A 17,818-nucleotide genomic window follows, 5' to 3' on the forward strand; every position below is an offset into this window, starting at 1 on the left:
TGATCCACTGCATTCGCGAGCAAGCCCGCTCCCACATAGGCGTATTCCATCTTTTGATCTCTGGTGTTTTCCCCCGCGTTTCAGCCATGCGGCAATGCGAAGCCTTACTGTTTAGCCGATGCCGGTGTATCGTATCTGCCCTTTGCAGGCCCTGGCTTGCGGCAGATACGTGAGGTTGTTGTGTCCCGATCCTTTTCCCGTCGACAAATCCTGGGTGGTCTTGCAGGCCTTGCCGTCGTGGGCGTCGGTGCCGGTGGCGCCTACCGCTACTGGCTGGGGAAAGTCGCCGAGTCCGAGGCGGGCCACGATTACGAACTGATCGCCGCGCCTCTGGATGTGGAGCTGGTGCCTGGGCACAAGACCCAGGCCTGGGCGTTCGGCCCATCGGCGCCTGGCACCGAGTTGCGTGTGCGCCAGGGCGAATGGTTGCGGGTGCGTTTCATCAACCACCTGCCGGTCGCCACCACCATCCACTGGCACGGCATCCGCCTGCCGCTGGAAATGGACGGCGTGCCCTACGTCTCCCAATTGCCGGTATTGCCCGGTGAATACTTCGACTACAAGTTCCGCGTGCCCGACGCGGGCAGCTACTGGTATCACCCCCACGTGAACAGCAGCGAAGAACTCGGCCGTGGCCTGGTCGGCCCGCTGATCATCGAAGAGCGCGAACCCACCGGTTTCAAGCACGAACGCACCCTGAGCCTGAAAAGCTGGCACGTGGACGAGGAGGGCGCCTTCGTCGCGTTCAGCGTGCCCCGTGAGGCAGCACGCGGCGGCACGGCCGGGCGCTTGTCGACCATCAATGGTGTGTCCCAGGCGGTCATCGACTTGCCGGCCGGGCAGATCACCCGCGTACGCCTGCTCAACCTCGACAACACCCTGACCTATCGCATCAACATTCCGGATGTCGAAGCGCAGATCTACGCGCTGGACGGCAACCCCATCGAGCCGCGCCCACTGGGCAAGGAATACTGGCTCGGCCCCGGCATGCGCATCTGCCTGGCGATCAAGGCGCCGGCGGCCGGCGAGGAACTGTCGATCCGCAACGGCCCGGTGCGCCTGGGCACCTTCCGGTCGGTGGCCAATGCCGATGCGCCTACCGAATGGCCACCCGCGTTGCCCGCCAACCCGATTGCCGAGCCCGACCTGGCCAATGCCGAGAAACTCAACTTCAATTTCGAATGGGTGGGCTCGGTGTCGGTCGATACCGACAACGGCAAGCCGCCCAGCCTGTGGCAAATCAACGGCAAGGCCTGGGACATCACCGACAAGACCTGCGCCGACCGCCCGATTGCCAAGCTGGTGAAGGGCAAGAGCTACATTTTCGAATTGAAGAACATGACCCAGTACCAACACCCGATCCACTTGCACGGCATGAGCTTCAAGGTGATCGCCTCGAACCGCCACAGGGTGATCCCGTATTTCACCGACACCTACCTGCTGGGCAAGAACGAACGTGCCCGCGTGGCCTTGGTGGCGGATAACCCGGGGGTGTGGATGTTCCACTGCCACGTGATCGACCACATGGAAACCGGCCTGATGGCCGCCATCGAGGTGGCGTGATGCGCCAGTTTCGCCCCGCCGCCATCATCGACCGCAGCCGCGACCAGGACTTCATGCGCGAAGCCTTGGCCCTCGCCGCCCAAGGCGCCGCGCTGGGCGAAGTGCCCGTGGGTGCGGTGCTGGTGCAGGACGGTGAAATCATCGGCCGGGGCTTCAATTGCCCCATCAGCGGCAACGACCCCAGCGCCCATGCCGAGATGGTCGCCATCCGCGCCGCCGCGCAAGCCATCAGCAATTACCGGTTGGTGGGCAGCACGCTGTATGTGACGCTGGAGCCGTGCAGCATGTGCGCCGGACTGATCGTGCATTCGCGGATTGCGCGGGTGGTGTACGGCGCACTGGAGCCCAAGGCGGGGATCGTGCAGAGCCAGGGGCAGTTTTTTACCCAGGGCTTTCTCAACCATAAGGTGCTGTTTGAAGGTGGCGTACTGGCCGAGGAGTGCGGCACCGTACTCAGCGAATTCTTCAAGGCCCGCCGCGCCAAACCACAAGCCACCTGATACCGCATACCCCTGTGGGAGCTGGCTTGCCTGCGATGCAGACACCTCGGTAGGTCAGGCAAACCCAGGTGATGCCATCGCAGGCAAGCCAGCTCCCACCGTTGATCTCCATTTATTCAGATGGCGTGGGGTTATTTCTTGGCGATGATCACCGCCCGCATCGGCGCCGGCAGCCCTTCGATCGTCTTGCTGTGATCTTGCGGGTCCAGGAAGTCACTCAGTGACTGATACTTCATCCACTCCGTCCCGCGCTGTTCCTCGACCGTCGTCACGCTCACATCCACGCAACGCACATCACTGAAGCCCGCACGGCGCAGCCACAGCATCAGCGCCGGCACTGACGGCAGGAACCACACGTTGCGCATCTGCGCATAACGGTCTTCCGGCACCAGCACCTGCTGCTGATCACCTTCCACCACCAGGGTTTCCAGCACCAGTTCGCCGCCCTTGACCAAGGTGTCTTTCAGCGCGAGTAGATGCTCGATGGGCGAACGGCGGTGGTAGAACACGCCCATGGAAAACACGGTGTCGAAGCCTTCCAGATTGCTCGGCAGGTCCTCAAACGGGAACGGCAAATGCCAGGCCTTGGGTTCTGACAGGTAACGCTGAACCGCCTGGAACTGGCAGAAGAACAACCAGTTCGGATCAACGCCAATCACGCTGTCGGCACCGGCGCCGAGCATGCGCCACATGTAGTAGCCGTTGCCGCAGCCCACATCGAGGATGCGCTTGCCCTTGAGGTTCAAGTGCGGTGCCACCCGCGACCACTTCCAGTCAGAGCGCCATTCGGTGTCCACGTGCACGCCGAACAGGTTGAACGGGCCCTTGCGCCACGGGCTCAGGCCCATCAGCGCGGTGCGCATTTGTGCGCGGGTGTCGTCGTCGCAGTCGGTGTCGAGGGTCAGGCCACCCAGCAAATCCACGTCACTGGGCTGGATTTTCGGCAACGCATCCAGCGCACTCTGCCAGCGCTCCAGGTCGCCATGACCTTTCTCCATCTTGCTATCGAGTTGCGCTTGCAGGCCCTGGGCCCAGACGGCCAGGGGAGTGCCGACCAAATGGCGGGCAAGGGGGGACAGATCAATCATGGCAAGGCAATCAACGAGGCAAAGTTAAGACACTGGAACCACGGCACGACTTTCGAGAACCCGGCCGCCAGCAGGCGTTCGCGGTGTTCTTCGAGGCTGTCGGGCTTCATGACGTTTTCGATGGCGCTGCGCTTCTGGGCGATTTCCAGTTCGCTGTAGCCGTTGGCGCGTTTGAACGCGATATGCAGGTCGGTGAGCAAGGCGTGCTCTTCGGGGTCATTGAAGCGCAGCTTCTCCGACAGGATGAGCGCACCGCCCGGCAGCAATGACTGACGAATGCGCGACAGCAACGCCAGGCGCTCATCGGGCGCGATGAATTGCAGGGTGAAGTTCAGCGCCACCACCGAGGCCGGCTGGAACTGCAGCGCGAGGATATCGCCCTCGATCACCTCAACCGGCAACAGCTCCTGGAACATCGAGTCCTGGCCATTGAGGTATTCGCGGCAACGCTCGACCATCGCCGCCGAGTTATCCACTGCGATCACCCGGCAACCGTCGGTGCGCACATGGCGGCGCAAGGCTTGGGTCACCGCGCCCAAGGACGACCCCAGGTCGTAGAGCACGCTGTTGGGTTGGGCGAATTGGGCGGCGAGCACCCCGAGGTTTTCGACGATGGTCGGATAACCCGGCACCGAGCGCTTGATCATGTCCGGGAACACCCGCACCACGTCCTCGTTAAAGGCGAAGTCCGGCACCTGGGTCAGGGGCTGGGCGAATAGGCGATCGGGTTCTTTGCTCACGGTTGTTCCGGCATTGATGGGGAAAGGCCGGCATTTTAGCCAACTTGGCCCTCGTGTGCGCGGGTTGTCTGATGGAACGCCGATGCAGTGATACCCCACTGCCCCAGCCAATAGGTGGTGATCAGCAAATAGGGCGCAGCCTCGAATGCCACCACAAACCGGTTGATCCCAATCAGCGTGTCGGAAAACACAAACGACGCCGCGCCCGCTGCCGCCAAGGCCGCCGAGCGCTTTGGCACGCCGCTGCCCAGGCGCGCCAGCGCACGCCAGAGCATGGCGGTGATCACGGTGGCGTAAACCACCACCGGTATCAGCAAATCGCCCAGGCCGTGGGAAACCAGGATGCTCAACAGCACTGCACCCACGGCCAGGGCCAACACCAACGGCAGCAGCGCCAGGCGGCGGCAGTCACTGAAATAAGCCTTGAGGTACGCCAAGTGGGCGAACAGAAAGGCGCCCAGGCCAAAGATAAACAGGTCGCCCGGCCAGGCGAGTAACACATCGCCCACCAGGGAAAAAATCAGCCCCAGGCTGATCCAGCGTCGATAGTCAGTGGGCGGTGCGTCGTGCAGCCAACCGAGCAGCGCCAATACTGGCAGCGGTTTGACCAGCAAGCACAGCAAGGTTGCATGGGTGGTCAGGCCGTAGATAAAAGTACCGGCGCCCATCAACGCAAGAATCAGCCAAGGCATATCAGTTCACCGTGATGGCGCAGTCGAAGGATTCGGCAGGTTCGGCTTCCGGTTCCCAAGGTTGTTGGGAGGTCAGGCGTAAACGGCCCTGGCCGGTGGCAAACGCCTGGAAGCGCCAGGTGGACTGGCCGCCACCGCCGACGACGCCGGACTCCGAGCTGCTGTAGACCTCGGGGCTCAAGGCGCGCAGTACGCCCCCGGCGGAATCCTGGATGGCCCAGCGGTAGCCGGTGGTGGGGTTGCTGGGCAGGGTGAGGATCAAGTTTTGCCCGTTTTTGAGCTGGAGCGGGCAGGCGCTCTGGTCTTCCACGGTGACGTTCTGTTTCGGCGCACTGGCGCACGCAGCCAGCAGGGCAAGGCTCAGGGGGAGAAGCAGGCGGGCAGCGGTCATGGGGGCTCCGTTCATTCACGACGAACGGCGAGCATAACCGAAGATGAGACAAGGTGTGACAAGAGGGAGATTTGTGTTGAATGGGCTGGCGCTTTCGCGAGCAAGCCCGCTCCCACATTCGACCGTATTCCAAAGATGGACGCGGTCAACTGTGGGAGCGGGCTTGCTCGCGAAGAGGCCAGATCAGGCACTAGAGCGTTATCAGAACAGCACCTTCGCCACATCCGCAAAGCGCTTGGCAAAATGCACCGTCATGCCTTCCTTCAAGTACTCCGGCAACTCTTCAAAACTGCCACGGTTCGGCTCCGGCAAGATCAGCTCATGAATCTTCTGGCGCCGCGCCGCAATCACCTTCTCACGTACCCCGCCAATCGGCAGTACATGCCCGGTCAACGTCAGCTCACCGGTCATGGCCACGCCTTTCTTCGGCGGCTGGTTACGTGCCAGCGACAGCAACGCACTGGCCATGGTCACGCCCGCGCTTGGGCCGTCTTTAGGCGTGGCACCTTCCGGCACGTGCAGGTGCACAAAGGCTTCGTCGAAGAACTTCGGATCACCGCCGAACGACTTCAGGTTCGAGCTGATGTAGCTGTAGGCAATTTCGGCGGACTCCTTCATCACTTCACCCAATTGCCCGGTGAGCTTGAAGCCCCGGTTGAGCGTGTGAATGCGCGTGGCCTCGATCGGCAGGGTGGCGCCGCCCATGCTGGTCCAGGCCAGCCCGGTGATGACGCCGGTGCCAGACAAGACCTGCTCGTTGCGGAACACCGGCATGCCCAGTGAGCTTTCCAGGTCCTTGTTGCCGATCTTGATCACCGAGTCCGGCTCATCCAGCAGTTTGACCACCGCCTTGCGCACCAGCTTGCCCAGCTGTTTCTCCAGCTGTCGCACCCCGGCTTCCCGCGCATAGCCGTCGATCAATGCACGCAGGGCGCCGTCGCTGATGGTCAGGCTGTTTTTCGCCACACCGGCTTTTTCCAGCTGCTTTGGCCACAGGTGGCGCTTGGCGATGGCGACTTTTTCTTCGGTGATATAGCCCGACAGGCGAATCACTTCCATACGGTCCAGCAACGGCCCGGGAATGGAGTCCAGGGTGTTGGCGGTGCACACGAACAGCACCTTGGACAGGTCCAGGCGCAGGTCCAGGTAGTGGTCGAGGAATTCGACGTTCTGCTCCGGGTCCAGGGTTTCCAGCAGCGCCGACGCCGGGTCGCCCTGGAAGCTCTGGCCCATCTTGTCGATCTCGTCGAGCATGATCACCGGGTTCATCACCTCCACATCTTTCAGCGCCTGCACCAGCTTGCCCGGCAGGGCGCCGATGTAGGTGCGGCGATGGCCCTTGATCTCGGCTTCGTCGCGCATGCCGCCGACACTGAAGCGATAGAACGGCCGCCCCAGGGACTCGGCGATGGATTTGCCGACGCTGGTCTTGCCCACGCCGGGCGGGCCGACCAGCAGCACGATGGAACCGGCGACCTCACCTTTGTAGGCACCCACCGCCAGGAATTCGAGGATGCGGCTCTTGATGTCGTCCAGGCCCGCGTGGTGTTTATCCAGCACCTTGCGCGCGTGTTTCAGGTCGAGCTTGTCCTCGCCATACACGCCCCACGGCACCGAGGTGGCCCAGTCCAGGTAGTTGCGCGTCACGGCATATTCCGGCGAGCCCGTTTCCAGGATCGACAGCTTGTTCATCTCTTCGCTGATGCGCTTTTGCGCCTGGGTCGGCAGCACTTTGCCCACCAGGCGCTGCTCGAACTGCTCGACGTCCGCGCTGCGGTCGTCCTTGGTCAGGCCCAGCTCCTGCTGGATCACCTTGAGCTGTTCCTTGAGGAAGAATTCGCGCTGATGCTCGCCGATCTTGCGGTTCACCTCGGCGGAGATTTCCTTTTGCAGGCGCGCAACTTCAACCTCCTTGCGCAGCATCGGCAGCACTTTTTCCATGCGCTTGAGCATGGGCACGCAGTCCAGTACTTCCTGCAACTCGTTACCGGTGGCCGAGGTCAGCGCGGCGGCGAAATCGGTGAGTGGCGACGGGTCGTTGGGGCTGAAGCGGTTGAGGTAGTTCTTCAACTCTTCGCTGTACAGCGGGTTGAGGGGCAGCAGTTCCTTGATCGCATTGATCAGCGCCATGCCGTAGGCCTTGACCTCATCGGTCGGCTCGGAGGGCTGGTGCGGGTATTCGACTTCCACCAGGTACGGCGGGCGGTGGTGCTTGAGCCAGGTCTTGATGCGCACCCGGGTCAGGCCCTGGGCGACGAATTGCAGCTTGCCGTTCTCGCGGCTGGCGTGATGCACCTTCACCAGCGTGCCGTACAGCGGCAGGGCGGAGGTGTCGAAATGGCGCGGGTCTTCTGGCGGCGTCTCCATGAAGAACAGGGCCAGGGAGTGGTGGTCGGACTTGCTCACCAGCTCCAGGGTTTCGGCCCAGGGTTCTTCATTGACGATCACCGGCAGCACTTGGGCCGGGAAGAACGGGCGATTGTGGATCGGGATGATGTAGACCTTGTCGGGCAGGTTCTGCCCAGGCAGCGCCAGGCCGGTGTTCGACGAAGGGGTTTCAGCGTTTTCGGGGTCGGCGTAGTCGTTCAGGTCGTAATCAGGGAAGGCTTGCTGGTCGCTCATGGGGCACCTGCATAAGGAAGTATGGAGGTTAGATGGGGCGGCGCAGCGGTGGTTTCAATGGCGTTGAGCAGTTAGCAACAAATTGCATGATATTGACTGTAGGAGCCGGCTTGCCGGCGATGGCGCCACACCTGCTGGTGCAAAGGTGTCTGACCCACCGCGATCGCCGGCAAGCCGGCTCCTACAGGTGAATAGCGTTGAGTCAGCTGATTTTGTGCAGGTAGCTGGGCAGCGGCTGTTCGGGCAATACCGACAACACCTTCAACCGCTGCAACATCCGCTGCCTGGCCCGCTGCAAATGCTCGCGCAGGTTCAACGCTGCCGCATCAAACGCCCCATGCAGCAGCAACTCCAGAATCAAGCGATGTTCGGCCAACATGGCAGGATCGGCACCGATTCCCAGCAAACGGTAGAAAATCCGGCTGATGATCATCGGGCTCTGGCCCTGGCGGATCAGCGCGGCAATCTTGCGGTTTTGCAAGCCGGCCAGGCAGCGTTGGTGCAGGTCTTCTTCGATCTGCTCGATGGCTTCCAGGCTGCAGTGGGGGCTGTCCTGGGCATCCCGCACGCGTTGCAACATGGCTTCGAGCAACTCGCGGTCCAGGTTGGGCGCGCTCTGGCGTAACGCTTCGGGTTCCAGGCAGGCGCGCAGTTCGTAGTCTTCGGTGACTTCCCGTGCGGTCAACGGCCCGGCCAGCCATTGGGAGTAGGGCTCTTTTTCCACCAGGCCACGGTCGCGCAAGCGCATCAATGCCTCACGCACCACCGCGCGGCTGACCCCGTAGTGGTCGGCGGCGGCTTGTTCATCCAGGCGGTAATGGCCGAAAGCGATGCAGGTGGACAGCGCCGCGCCGATCTCCTCGACGATGCGCTCGCCCAGTGGCCGAGTGTCCACCAAGTCCTGCTCGCCATCCAGGCCCAGGTGGGCATGGCTCAATGGCAGGCGCAGCGGCTCCATCGCCAAGCCTTCTGGGTTGATCAGGTAACCCCGGCCATTGAAGCGGCAGATCAGGCCTTCGTCATGCAGCAAATCCAGGGCCCTACGCACCGGCACGCGGCTGGTGCCGAACAGCTCGGCCAGCGGCGCTTCGAGCAACACCAGGCCGTGGCGGGCAGTGCCATTGACGATCGCATCACGCAGAACCTGGTGAATCATCGCGTAACGGGAGGCCGAGGTGGACACTGCTTTCATCGGTTTCTCTGAGGCATGTAGGACGGTGGCCGGGGATTCTCTCATAAGTCGTGCCTGTCACTCTGCGCCACGTCAGTGGCACTTATTTGGGGCCTTGCCGATGGGGTTGTTACTTTTCTGCACCAAAATGTACTTATTTATAAAAGATACATTATTTCATTGAAGGCGCTTTGCGATGCTCCGGCAAGATTTTTTTGCCTGGCTTGAAACCATCTATCCCGTAGCTCAAGGCCCAAAACCTGAGCAGCGCAAAATCTGTTCGGCAGAGACTGGCACGAAAGCTGCCTTTGTAAAATGTACATTTTATTAATATGTACGTTTTGTGAGGGTCATCTTGATGTCAGACGCCACTTCCATGGCCGAGGCTTTTGCCAGCGGTCGCAGCGACCCGGTGCAGGCCCTCGAACAGGCGCTCGATCAAGCGAGTCGCTGCCCAGGCGTATTTATTTCCCTGACCGCCGAGCGCGCCCGCCGTGAAGCCGAAGCCGCCGCCGCCCGCTGGCGAGCCGGGCAACCATTGAGTGTGTTCGACGGTGTGCCGCTGGCCTGGAAGGATTTGTTCGACATGGCCGGCAGCATCACCACGGCCGGCGCCGCCTACCGTCGTCATGCGCCCCAGGCTTTGCTGGATGCGCCCACGGTAGGCCTGTTGTGCCGCGCCGGGATGGTCAGCGTGGGCAAGACCAACCTCAGCGAACTGGCGTATTCCGGCCTGGGCCTGAACCCGCATTTCGGCACGCCGCACAATCCCCACGGGAGCGACCAACCGCGTATTCCCGGTGGCTCTTCCTCCGGGTCGGCCGTTGCCGTGGCCGCCGGGATCGTGCCCATCGCCATGGGCACCGACACGGCAGGCTCAATCCGTATTCCCGCCGCGCTCAATGGCCTGGTGGGGTACCGCAGCAGCAGTCGACGCTACAGCCGCGACGGTGTGTTTCCCCTGGCCCACACCCTCGACAGCCTCGGCCCGCTGACCCGCAGCGTGCGCGATGCCTTGGCCATCGATGACCTGCTTCACGGCCGTGCCCACACCCACAGCGCGCGCAGCCTCAAGGGCCAGCGTTTTGTGCTTGAACAAGGCGCCCTGGAAGACATCGAGCCGGCCGTGCGCAACAACCTGCTGCGCGCGGTTGACCGATTGCGAGCCCACGGCGCCCTGGTAGAGGTGCGCCCATCGGCCACGTTCCAGGCCACCCTGGCGCTGATCAAAAGCCAGGGTTGGCTCGGCTCCTTCGAAGCCTTCGCCCTGCATGAAGCCTTGCTCGACAGCGCCGATGCCGAACAGCTCGACCCTCGCGTGCGCCGTCGCCTCGAAGCCGCGCGTGCGTTGCCCGCCAGCCAACTGCTGCACCTGATGGACGCACGCCAGCGCCTGCAGCAACAACTGGTCGATGACCTCGACGGCGCCGTGCTCATCACCCCGACCGTCGCCCACGTGGCGCCGCCGCTGGCACCGCTGGAAGCCGACGATGACCTCTTCGTCACCACCAACCTCGCCACCCTGCGCCTGACCATGCCGGGCAGTTTGCTCGACATGCCAGGCGTGACCTTGCCCAGCGGCCGCGATGCCGGGGGCCTGCCCACCGGGCTGCTGCTCAGTGCCCCGACGGGGGAGGACGCTCGCCTGTTGCGCGCGGCGTTGTCCGTCGAATCCGTACTCAACGTTTAAGGAGACACACCATGGCTAAAGACATTCTCTGTGCATTCGGCGTCGACGTTGACGCCGTCGCCGGCTGGCTCGGTTCCTACGGCGGCGAAGACTCGCCGGACGACATCTCCCGCGGCCTGTTCGCCGGTGAAGTCGGCGCGCCGCGCCTGCTCAAATTGTTCGAGCGCTACGGCCTGCGCACCACCTGGTTTATTCCTGGCCACTCGATGGAAACCTTCCCCGAGCAGATGAAAGCCGTGGCCGACGCCGGCCACGAAATCGGCGTGCACGGCTACAGCCACGAAAACCCCATCGCCATGACGGCCGAGCAGGAAGAAATCGTCCTGGATAAATCCATCGAGCTGATCACCCAGGTCACTGGCAAACGCCCCACTGGTTACGTCGCGCCATGGTGGGAGTTCAGCAAGGTCACCAACGAGCTGCTGCTGAAAAAAGGCATCAAGTACGACCACAGCCTGATGCACAACGACTTTCATCCCTACTACGTGCGCAAGGGCGACAGCTGGACCAAGATCGACTACAGCCAACACCCCGACACCTGGATGAAACCCCTGGTGCGCGGCGAAGAAACCGACCTGGTGGAGATCCCGGCCAACTGGTACCTCGACGACCTGCCGCCGATGATGTTCATCAAGAAAGCCCCCAACAGCCACGGCTTCGTCAACCCGCGCCACCTCGAAGAAATGTGGCGCGACCAGTTCGACTGGGTCTACCGCGAACACGAACACGCGGTGTTCACCATGACCATTCACCCGGACGTGTCCGGCCGCCCGCAAGTGCTGCTGATGCTTGAGCGTCTGATCGAGCATATCCAGAGCCATGCCGGCGTGCGCTTCGTCACCTTCGACGAAATCGCCGACGATTTTATCCGCCGCCAACCCCGTACCTGACCCCCATGCTTCCACCCCTGAGGCGCAACCCATGTCCATCTACAACAAGCTTGACCTGACCGGCTGGAAACCCCGGCAACTGACGTCCCAGGAAGTGCGCTTCGCCACCTGGATCGCGTTCTTCGCCTGGGTGTTTGCGGTGTATGACTTCATCCTGTTTGGCACCCTGCTGCCGGAGATCGGCCGCCACTTTGGCTGGGGTGAAGTAGAGCAGGCTGAAATTGCAACCTGGGTCGCCGTGGGCACGGCGGTGGTCGCCTTTGCCATTGGCCCGGTCGTCGACAAGCTGGGTCGGCGCAAAGGCATCATCTTCACCGTGGCCGGTTCTGCGCTGTGCTCGGCGTTGACGGCAATCGGCGGCGCGTGGGGCAAATCACCGCTGATTCTGATCCGTTCGTTGGGTGGCCTGGGTTATGCCGAGGAAACCGTCAACGCCACGTATCTGAGTGAGCTGTACGGCGCCTCGGAAGACCCGCGCCTGACCAAGCGCCGTGGCTTCATCTACAGCCTGGTGCAGGGCGGCTGGCCGGTGGGCGCGTTGATCGCTGCCGGCTTGACTGCGCTGTTGCTGCCGATCATCGGTTGGCAAGGCTGCTTCATCTTCGCCGCAATCCCGGCCATCGTGATTGCGATCATGGCGCGCAAGCTCAAGGAGAGTCCGCAGTTCCAGATCCACCAGCGCATCAGCGAGCTGCGTAAAAGCGGCGCGGTGAAAGAAGCGCAAAACGTCGCCGTGACCTACGGCGTCGACTACGACGAACACAGCAAGGCCGGTCTCAAGGCGGCGTTCCGTGGCCCGGCCCGTCGCGCCACGTTGGTGATCGGCGCAGCGCTGCTGCTCAACTGGGCAGCGATCCAGGTGTTCAGCGTGTTGGGCACGTCGGTGATCGTCAGCGTGCACCACATCTCGTTCGAGAACTCGCTGATCATCCTCGTGCTGTCCAACCTGGTCGGGTACTGCGGTTATCTCAGCCACGGCTGGATGGGCGACAAGATCGGCCGTCGCAACGTGATCGGCCTGGGCTGGATGCTCGGCGGGCTGTCGTTCGCCGGCATGCTGTTCGGCCCCAGCAACATGGCGATGGTGGTTGGGCTGTACAGCCTGGGCCTGTTCTTCCTGATCGGCCCGTACTCGGCGGCGTTGTTCTTCATCAGTGAAAGTTTCCCCACCAGCATCCGCGCCACCGGGGGCGCGATCATCCATGCCATGGGCCCGATCGGTGCGGTGGTCGCAGGCTTTGGCGCCACCCAGGTGCTGTCGGCCGGCAGCGACTGGCAGACCGCCGCGCTGTGGTTCGGTGCACTGCCGTGCTTCTTGTCCGGCGCCTTGATGTTTGCCGCCCGCCATGTGCGTCCGGAAACCGTTCAGTAAGGAGTGAATGATGAGCCGTAAAGTTGCCTTGATTACCGGCGCCGCCAGCGGCATCGGCCAAGCCCTCGCCGTGGCCTATGCGCAAAAGGGCGTGGCGGTGGTCGGCGGGTATTACCCGGCCGATCCTCACGACCCGCACACCACCGTGGGCTTGGTGGAAGGGGCGGGCGGCGAGTGCCTCATGCTGCCCCTGGACGTGGGCGACAGCGCCTCGGTGAATGCGCTGGCCGAGCAGGCCGTGCAGCACTTTGGCCGGCTGGATTACGCGGTGGCCAACGCCGGCCTGTTGCGCCGCGCACCGTTGCTGGAGATGACCGATGCGCTGTGGGACGAGATGCTCAATGTCGACCTTACGGGGGTGATGCGCACCTTCCGCGCGGCGACACGGCATATGCGTGAAGGCGGCGCGCTGGTGGCGATCTCGTCGATTGCCGGTGGCGTGTATGGCTGGCAGGAGCACAGCCACTACGCGGCGGCCAAAGCCGGTGTGCCGGGGTTGTGTCGTTCGCTGGCGGTGGAACTGGCGCCGCTGGGGATTCGCTGCAATGCGGTGATCCCCGGGTTGATCGAGACGCCGCAGTCGCTGGATGCGAAGAACTCACTGGGACCGGAAGGCTTGGCCAAGGCGGCGCGAGCCATTCCGCTGGGCCGTGTCGGGCGGGCGGATGAGGTGGCCTCGCTGGTGCAGTTCTTGACCAGTGAAGCGTCGAGCTACCTCACGGGCCAAAGCATCATCATCGACGGCGGCCTTACCGTGCGCTGGCCGGACTAACGGATGTACATAGATCCAAATGTGGGAGCTGGCTTGCCTGCGATGGCGGTGGTTCAGTGAATACATGTGCTGCTGACCCACCGCTATCGCAGGCAAGCCAGCTCCCACAATGGATCGGTGTTTTGTCTGAGGAGTTTTTTGTATGAACCAACTGATTAACCGCCGCGCCGTCATCACCGGCGCCGGCAGCGGCATCGGTGCCGCCATCGCCCGTGCCTACGCCGCCGAAGGCGCGCGCCTGCTGCTGGCCGACCGCAACGCCGCGAGCCTCGCCGAAACGGCGATCACCTGCCGCAACCTCGGCGCCGAGGTGGTCGAGTGCCTGGCGGACGTCGGCACCGTCGAAGGCGCCCAGGCAGGTGTGGACCGTTGCGTCGAACACTTCGGTGGCATCGACATTCTGGTCAACAACGCCGGCATGCTCACCCAGGCGCGCTGTGTCGACCTGACCATCGAGATGTGGAACGACATGCTGCGCGTCGACCTCACCAGCGTGTTCGTCGCCAGCCAGCGCGCCTTGCCGCACATGCTGGCGCAGCGTTGGGGGCGCATCATCAACGTGGCGTCGCAACTGGGTATCAAGGGCGGTGCCGAGCTTACCCACTACGCGGCGGCCAAGGCTGGCGTGATCGGCTTTACCAAATCCCTCGCCTTGGAAGTGGCCAAGGACAACGTGCTGGTCAATGCCATCGCCCCTGGCCCGATTGAAACGCCGCTGGTGGGTGGGATCAGCGACGACTGGAAACGCGCCAAGGCCAAGGAACTGCCCCTGGGCCGCTTCGGTCTGGCTGATGAAGTGGCGCCCGCCGCCGTGCTGCTCGCCAGCGAACCGGGCGGTAATTTGTTCGTCGGCCAGACCCTGGGCCCGAACTCCGGCGATGTCATGCCATGAACGAGGTGTAGCCATGTGCGGACTCTGCGGATTGCTTGGCGAAGACCTGCACTGGAGCGACCCCCTGGGCGATGAAGTGCCAAGGCGCCGCGAGCGCCTGCGCCGGATCGCGGCGATCAACCAGGTGTTGGCGGTGTTCCGGCTCAAGGTCGAAGACTTCCAGGGCGCGTCCTACCTGTTGTTGGGCGCTACCGGTAAGCAAGAACTGGCGAGTGGCCTGGACCCACTGTGGCAGGCCGCCGAAAACATGCTCGGCCGTCCGTTGGACCCGCTCGACCCTAAGTTGCTCAACCATCTTGAACACTAAACCCAACCCCTGTGGCGAGGGAGCTTGCTCCCGCTGGAGTGCGCAGCGCTCCCAAGCTTTTGGGGCCGCTTCGCAGCCCAGCGGGAGCAAGCTCCCTCGCCACAAAGGAAAACATTGATGAGCATGGCTCTGAATGTCATCACCGGTTTCCTCGGCAGCGGCAAGACCACCTTGCTCAAGCGCCTGCTGCAAGGCGAGAGCCTGGGCGACACCGCGCTGCTGATCAACGAATTCGGCGACGTCGGTATCGACCACTTGCTGGTGGAAGAGGTGGCGCCCGACACCGTGCTGCTGCCCAGCGGCTGCGTGTGCTGTTCGATCCGTGGCGAGTTGAAAGACGCACTGCTCGGCCTGTTGCAGCGCCGTGAGCGCGGTGAGATCCCGGCGTTCAAGCGGGTGATCCTGGAGACCACCGGCCTGGCCGACCCGGCGCCGATCCTTGCCACCTTGAACAACGACGTGCAATTGCGCGGGCGTTTCCACATCGGCCTGGTGATTACCCTGGTCGACGCCAGCCACGCGACCTTGCAAGAGCGCCTGCACCCGGAGTGGCTGGCCCAGGTTGCGGCCGCCGACCGCCTGTTGCTGAGCAAGACCGACTTGGCCGGCGATTGCGCGCCGCTGCGTGCGCATTTGCAGGCGCTCAACGCGGGTACGCCGATCCTCGATACCCACGCTATCCACAGCGGCGATCAACTGCTGCTCGGTGAAGGGTTGCGCAGCGCCGAGCCGGCCGTCGAGGTTGGCCGCTGGCAACTGCATCAGCCCACTGTCGCCACCCACGGCGCTGCCCAAGTGTGCTGCCTGAGCTTCGATCAGCCACTGGACTGGGTCGGTTTCGGGGTGTGGCTGTCGATGCTGTTAAGATGCCATGGCGAACGAATCCTTCGCGTCAAAGGACTGCTCAACGTGAACGCAAGCTCGGCCCCCATCGTCATTCATGGCGTGCAGCACTGTCTGCATGCCCCGGTCCACCTGCCTGCGTGGCCGGGCAGCGACCGCCAGTCACGCCTGGTGTTTGTCCTGCGCGGCCTGGACCCGGCGCTGTTGCGCCGCTCCTTCGATGTGTTCTCGCGGCGGTTTGCAGCATGATCACCTTACGCGTCCTCGGCACCTCAGTGACCCTGCTCGAATGCCTGCGCGTGCGGGCCGAGCAAGACCTGGGCATTCGCCTGGTGTATCAGGTGCACGATGTAGAGCAGGCCCAGCGCATCGCGGTGATGCAGCCCGACAGCTACGACCTCTACGACCAGTGGTTTCACAACGTCGACTTCGTGTGGCCGGCGCGGGCGATCCAGCCGATCGACACGCGGCGTATCGCGCTGTGGCATGAAATCAACGACCTGCCCAAGCGCGGGCGCCTGTCGGCCGATGATCGCCTGGGCAGTGGCAGCGTACCGAGCGAGCGCCTGTTCGTGCAGCATGACGGCAGCCTCGGCAGCACCGTGACCGAGCGCATCAGCATGCTGCCCCTGACCCACAACGCCGACAGTTTTGCCTACCGCCCCGAGCGCTTGCCCGACGGGTTTTGCCACGGCAACGAAAGTTGGGGGTGGTTGCTGGACCCGGCCTGGAGCGCCCGCACCGCATTGCAAAGCGACGCCGCCATCGGTGCCCTGGACGCCGCGCTGGCGGTGCAGGGCGCGGGGCTGGCGCAGTTCAAGGACATCGGCAATATGAGCATCGAAGAGATCGACGTGCTCGCCGACATTCTGGTGCGCAAGCAGAGGGAAGGGCACTTTGCGGCGTTCTGGTCGGATGATGAAGAGGCGGCGCAATTGATGCTCAGCCCGACTATCGATATCCAGAGCCTGTGGTCGCCGACCTTGATGTGCCTGCATCGCGCAGGGGTGAAATACCGCCTGGCGGTGCCGCGTGAAGGTTATCGCGCGTGGTTCGGCGGGTTGTCGTTGTCACGCCATGCTCAAGGGCCGGTGCTGGATGCGGCGTATGCCTACCTCAATTGGTGGTTGTCGGGTTGGCCTGGAGCGGTGATGGCGCGCCAGGGGTATTACATCGGTAACCCGGCGCGCAGCCGTGATCACCTTAGCAGTGCCGAGTGGGATTACTGGTATGCCGGATTGCCTGCACGGGAGGAACTGCTGGGTAGCGATGGTTTGCCGTTGATCGACATGGGCGACGTGCGTGATGGGGGGTCTTATGAGCAGCGCATGGGGCATATTGCGGTGTGGAATTCGGTGATGGATGAGCACAACTACTTGGTGCGGCGGTGGGGGGATTTTATGCGGGCGCGCTGTGTTTGACTGAGTACATATCCGTTATTTAGGTAACGGCTACTTATGGTTCCGCTCTTACAGCGGCTCACTTTTGGAAAGGCCCAAAAGTAAGCAAAAGGCCTTCGCCCCAACACTCGGTGCCTCGCCTAGGCTCGGCATGCCCTCACTCCGGCTTAAATCCGTGGGCCGCCGCCACGCGCCATCCATGGCGCGGGGCGGCTAACCCGGCGTCCTGCCGGGTTACCCACGGATTCAAGCCTGCGTTCGGCCAGCGTGTTTAACGGGGCGCCTAAGATCAAAATCAAGATCAAAAGCAGACGCGGCGGCCTGGTAGCCGACCGGTATCTAACTGTCGGCCCGGGTCAACTGTGGGAGCTGGCTTGCCTGCGATGCAAACACCTCGGTACATCAGGCACACCCAATCGATGCCATCGCACGCAAGCCAGCTCCCACAGTGGGGCGCAGCGTTCATTCTGTTTATTTTGCATCATCGTTGAATAGCATCGCCGGCAAGCCGGCTCCTACAGTGGAGCGCGTTGGCCTTTGCCTTTGCTTTACACCACTCAAGCCGGCTGTCAGGCCGCTGTGCTTTTGCTTTTGATCTTGATTTTGATCTTAAGCGCCCCGTCAAACACGCTGGCCGGAATTCGGCAGGGATTTGGGGGGTAAGCCGGCAGGACGCCGGCTTAGCCGCCCCGCGCCATGGATGGCGCGTGGCGGCGGCCCCCCAAATCACTGTCGGATTACGGGCACACCGAGCGTGAGCGAGGTGCCGAGTGTTGGGGCAAGAGCCTTTTGGTTACTTTTGGGCTCTTTTCAAAAGTGACCCGCCGTAAGGGCGGAACCGTAGGCAGCCGTTACCCAAACAACGGATATGTACTCAATCCCCAC

Annotated in this window: 16 protein-coding genes; 10 read left to right on the forward strand and 6 right to left on the reverse strand. The window is 63.0% G+C overall.

Translation table 11 applies throughout. The annotated features are described in order from the left end of the window. Nucleotides 1–180: 180 nt before the first annotated feature. Together ACVWVP_RS05595 and tadA are read left to right on the forward strand one after the other, a co-directional pair. Nucleotides 181–1,563 (forward strand): multicopper oxidase family protein, encoded by a 1,383-nt coding sequence (locus tag ACVWVP_RS05595; protein ID WP_457404649.1) that lies wholly within the window; start codon nucleotides 181–183, stop codon nucleotides 1,561–1,563. Then, nucleotides 1,563–2,063 carry a tRNA adenosine(34) deaminase TadA gene (tadA, locus tag ACVWVP_RS05600; protein WP_178922937.1) on the forward strand — a complete coding sequence of 167 codons (501 nt, stop codon included), beginning with the start codon at nucleotides 1,563–1,565 and terminating at the stop codon, nucleotides 2,061–2,063. The genes ACVWVP_RS05595 and tadA overlap by 1 nt, the downstream gene beginning before the upstream one ends. Before the next feature lie 131 nt (nucleotides 2,064–2,194). Here tadA and cmoB read toward each other — a convergent pair whose 3' ends face one another. From cmoB to ACVWVP_RS05630, 6 genes are all read right to left on the reverse strand, one after another. Then, nucleotides 2,195–3,151, reverse strand: a complete 957-nt coding sequence (cmoB, locus tag ACVWVP_RS05605; RefSeq protein ID WP_178922939.1) for a tRNA 5-methoxyuridine(34)/uridine 5-oxyacetic acid(34) synthase CmoB — start codon at nucleotides 3,149–3,151, stop codon at nucleotides 2,195–2,197. Beyond that, the gene (gene cmoA / locus ACVWVP_RS05610) at nucleotides 3,148–3,891 is read right to left on the reverse strand and encodes a carboxy-S-adenosyl-L-methionine synthase CmoA (protein ID WP_178922941.1); all 744 of its coding nucleotides are present in this window, start codon (nucleotides 3,889–3,891) and stop codon (nucleotides 3,148–3,150) included. Before cmoA ends, cmoB begins: the two co-directional genes overlap by 4 nt. A gap of 35 nt (nucleotides 3,892–3,926) precedes the next feature. Then, on the reverse strand, nucleotides 3,927–4,583 hold the full coding sequence (locus ACVWVP_RS05615; RefSeq protein WP_178922943.1) for a lysoplasmalogenase: 657 nt from the start codon (nucleotides 4,581–4,583) through the stop codon (nucleotides 3,927–3,929). A 1-nt stretch (nucleotide 4,584) separates the two neighbouring features. After that, complete coding sequence (locus tag ACVWVP_RS05620; RefSeq protein WP_178922945.1) at nucleotides 4,585–4,974, reverse strand: protease inhibitor I42 family protein; 390 nt, start codon at nucleotides 4,972–4,974, stop codon at nucleotides 4,585–4,587. Nucleotides 4,975–5,175: 201 nt separating this feature from the next. Next, nucleotides 5,176–7,596, reverse strand: a complete 2,421-nt coding sequence (gene lon / locus ACVWVP_RS05625; RefSeq protein ID WP_178922947.1) for an endopeptidase La — start codon at nucleotides 7,594–7,596, stop codon at nucleotides 5,176–5,178. Nucleotides 7,597–7,798: 202 nt separating this feature from the next. Beyond that, entirely contained in the window at nucleotides 7,799–8,788 is a 990-nt protein-coding gene (locus tag ACVWVP_RS05630) for a GntR family transcriptional regulator (protein WP_178922949.1), read from the reverse strand. Nucleotides 8,789–9,125: 337 nt separating this feature from the next. On the opposite strand from ACVWVP_RS05630, the gene ACVWVP_RS05635 reads away from it, so the two are divergent. The 8 genes from ACVWVP_RS05635 (at nucleotide 9,126) to ACVWVP_RS05670 (ending at nucleotide 16,954) form a co-directional block, all read left to right on the forward strand. Next, nucleotides 9,126–10,457 carry an amidase gene (locus ACVWVP_RS05635; RefSeq protein ID WP_259171880.1) on the forward strand — a complete coding sequence of 444 codons (1,332 nt, stop codon included), beginning with the start codon at nucleotides 9,126–9,128 and terminating at the stop codon, nucleotides 10,455–10,457. A gap of 11 nt (nucleotides 10,458–10,468) precedes the next feature. Next, entirely contained in the window at nucleotides 10,469–11,347 is an 879-nt protein-coding gene (locus ACVWVP_RS05640; protein ID WP_010212857.1) for a polysaccharide deacetylase family protein, read from the forward strand. A 31-nt stretch (nucleotides 11,348–11,378) separates the two neighbouring features. Continuing rightward, nucleotides 11,379–12,719, forward strand: coding sequence for an MFS transporter (locus ACVWVP_RS05645; protein WP_178922953.1), 1,341 nt, complete (start codon nucleotides 11,379–11,381; stop codon nucleotides 12,717–12,719). Nucleotides 12,720–12,729: 10 nt separating this feature from the next. Further along, nucleotides 12,730–13,491 (forward strand): SDR family NAD(P)-dependent oxidoreductase, encoded by a 762-nt coding sequence (locus ACVWVP_RS05650; protein ID WP_178922955.1) that lies wholly within the window; start codon nucleotides 12,730–12,732, stop codon nucleotides 13,489–13,491. A 142-nt stretch (nucleotides 13,492–13,633) separates the two neighbouring features. After that, nucleotides 13,634–14,383, forward strand: a complete 750-nt coding sequence (locus tag ACVWVP_RS05655) for an SDR family NAD(P)-dependent oxidoreductase (protein WP_457404654.1) — start codon at nucleotides 13,634–13,636, stop codon at nucleotides 14,381–14,383. 13 nt (nucleotides 14,384–14,396) lie between these two features. Further along, nucleotides 14,397–14,690, forward strand: coding sequence for a hypothetical protein (locus tag ACVWVP_RS05660; protein ID WP_178922959.1), 294 nt, complete (start codon nucleotides 14,397–14,399; stop codon nucleotides 14,688–14,690). A 117-nt stretch (nucleotides 14,691–14,807) separates the two neighbouring features. Next, nucleotides 14,808–15,782, forward strand: coding sequence for a CobW family GTP-binding protein (locus tag ACVWVP_RS05665; protein ID WP_457404656.1), 975 nt, complete (start codon nucleotides 14,808–14,810; stop codon nucleotides 15,780–15,782). Further along, nucleotides 15,779–16,954 carry an ABC transporter substrate-binding protein gene (locus ACVWVP_RS05670; protein ID WP_457404658.1) on the forward strand — a complete coding sequence of 392 codons (1,176 nt, stop codon included), beginning with the start codon at nucleotides 15,779–15,781 and terminating at the stop codon, nucleotides 16,952–16,954. Before ACVWVP_RS05665 ends, ACVWVP_RS05670 begins: the two co-directional genes overlap by 4 nt. The last annotated feature ends 864 nt before the right edge of the window (nucleotides 16,955–17,818 follow it).

It is taken from the genome of Pseudomonas sp. TE24901 (genome assembly GCF_054058375.1).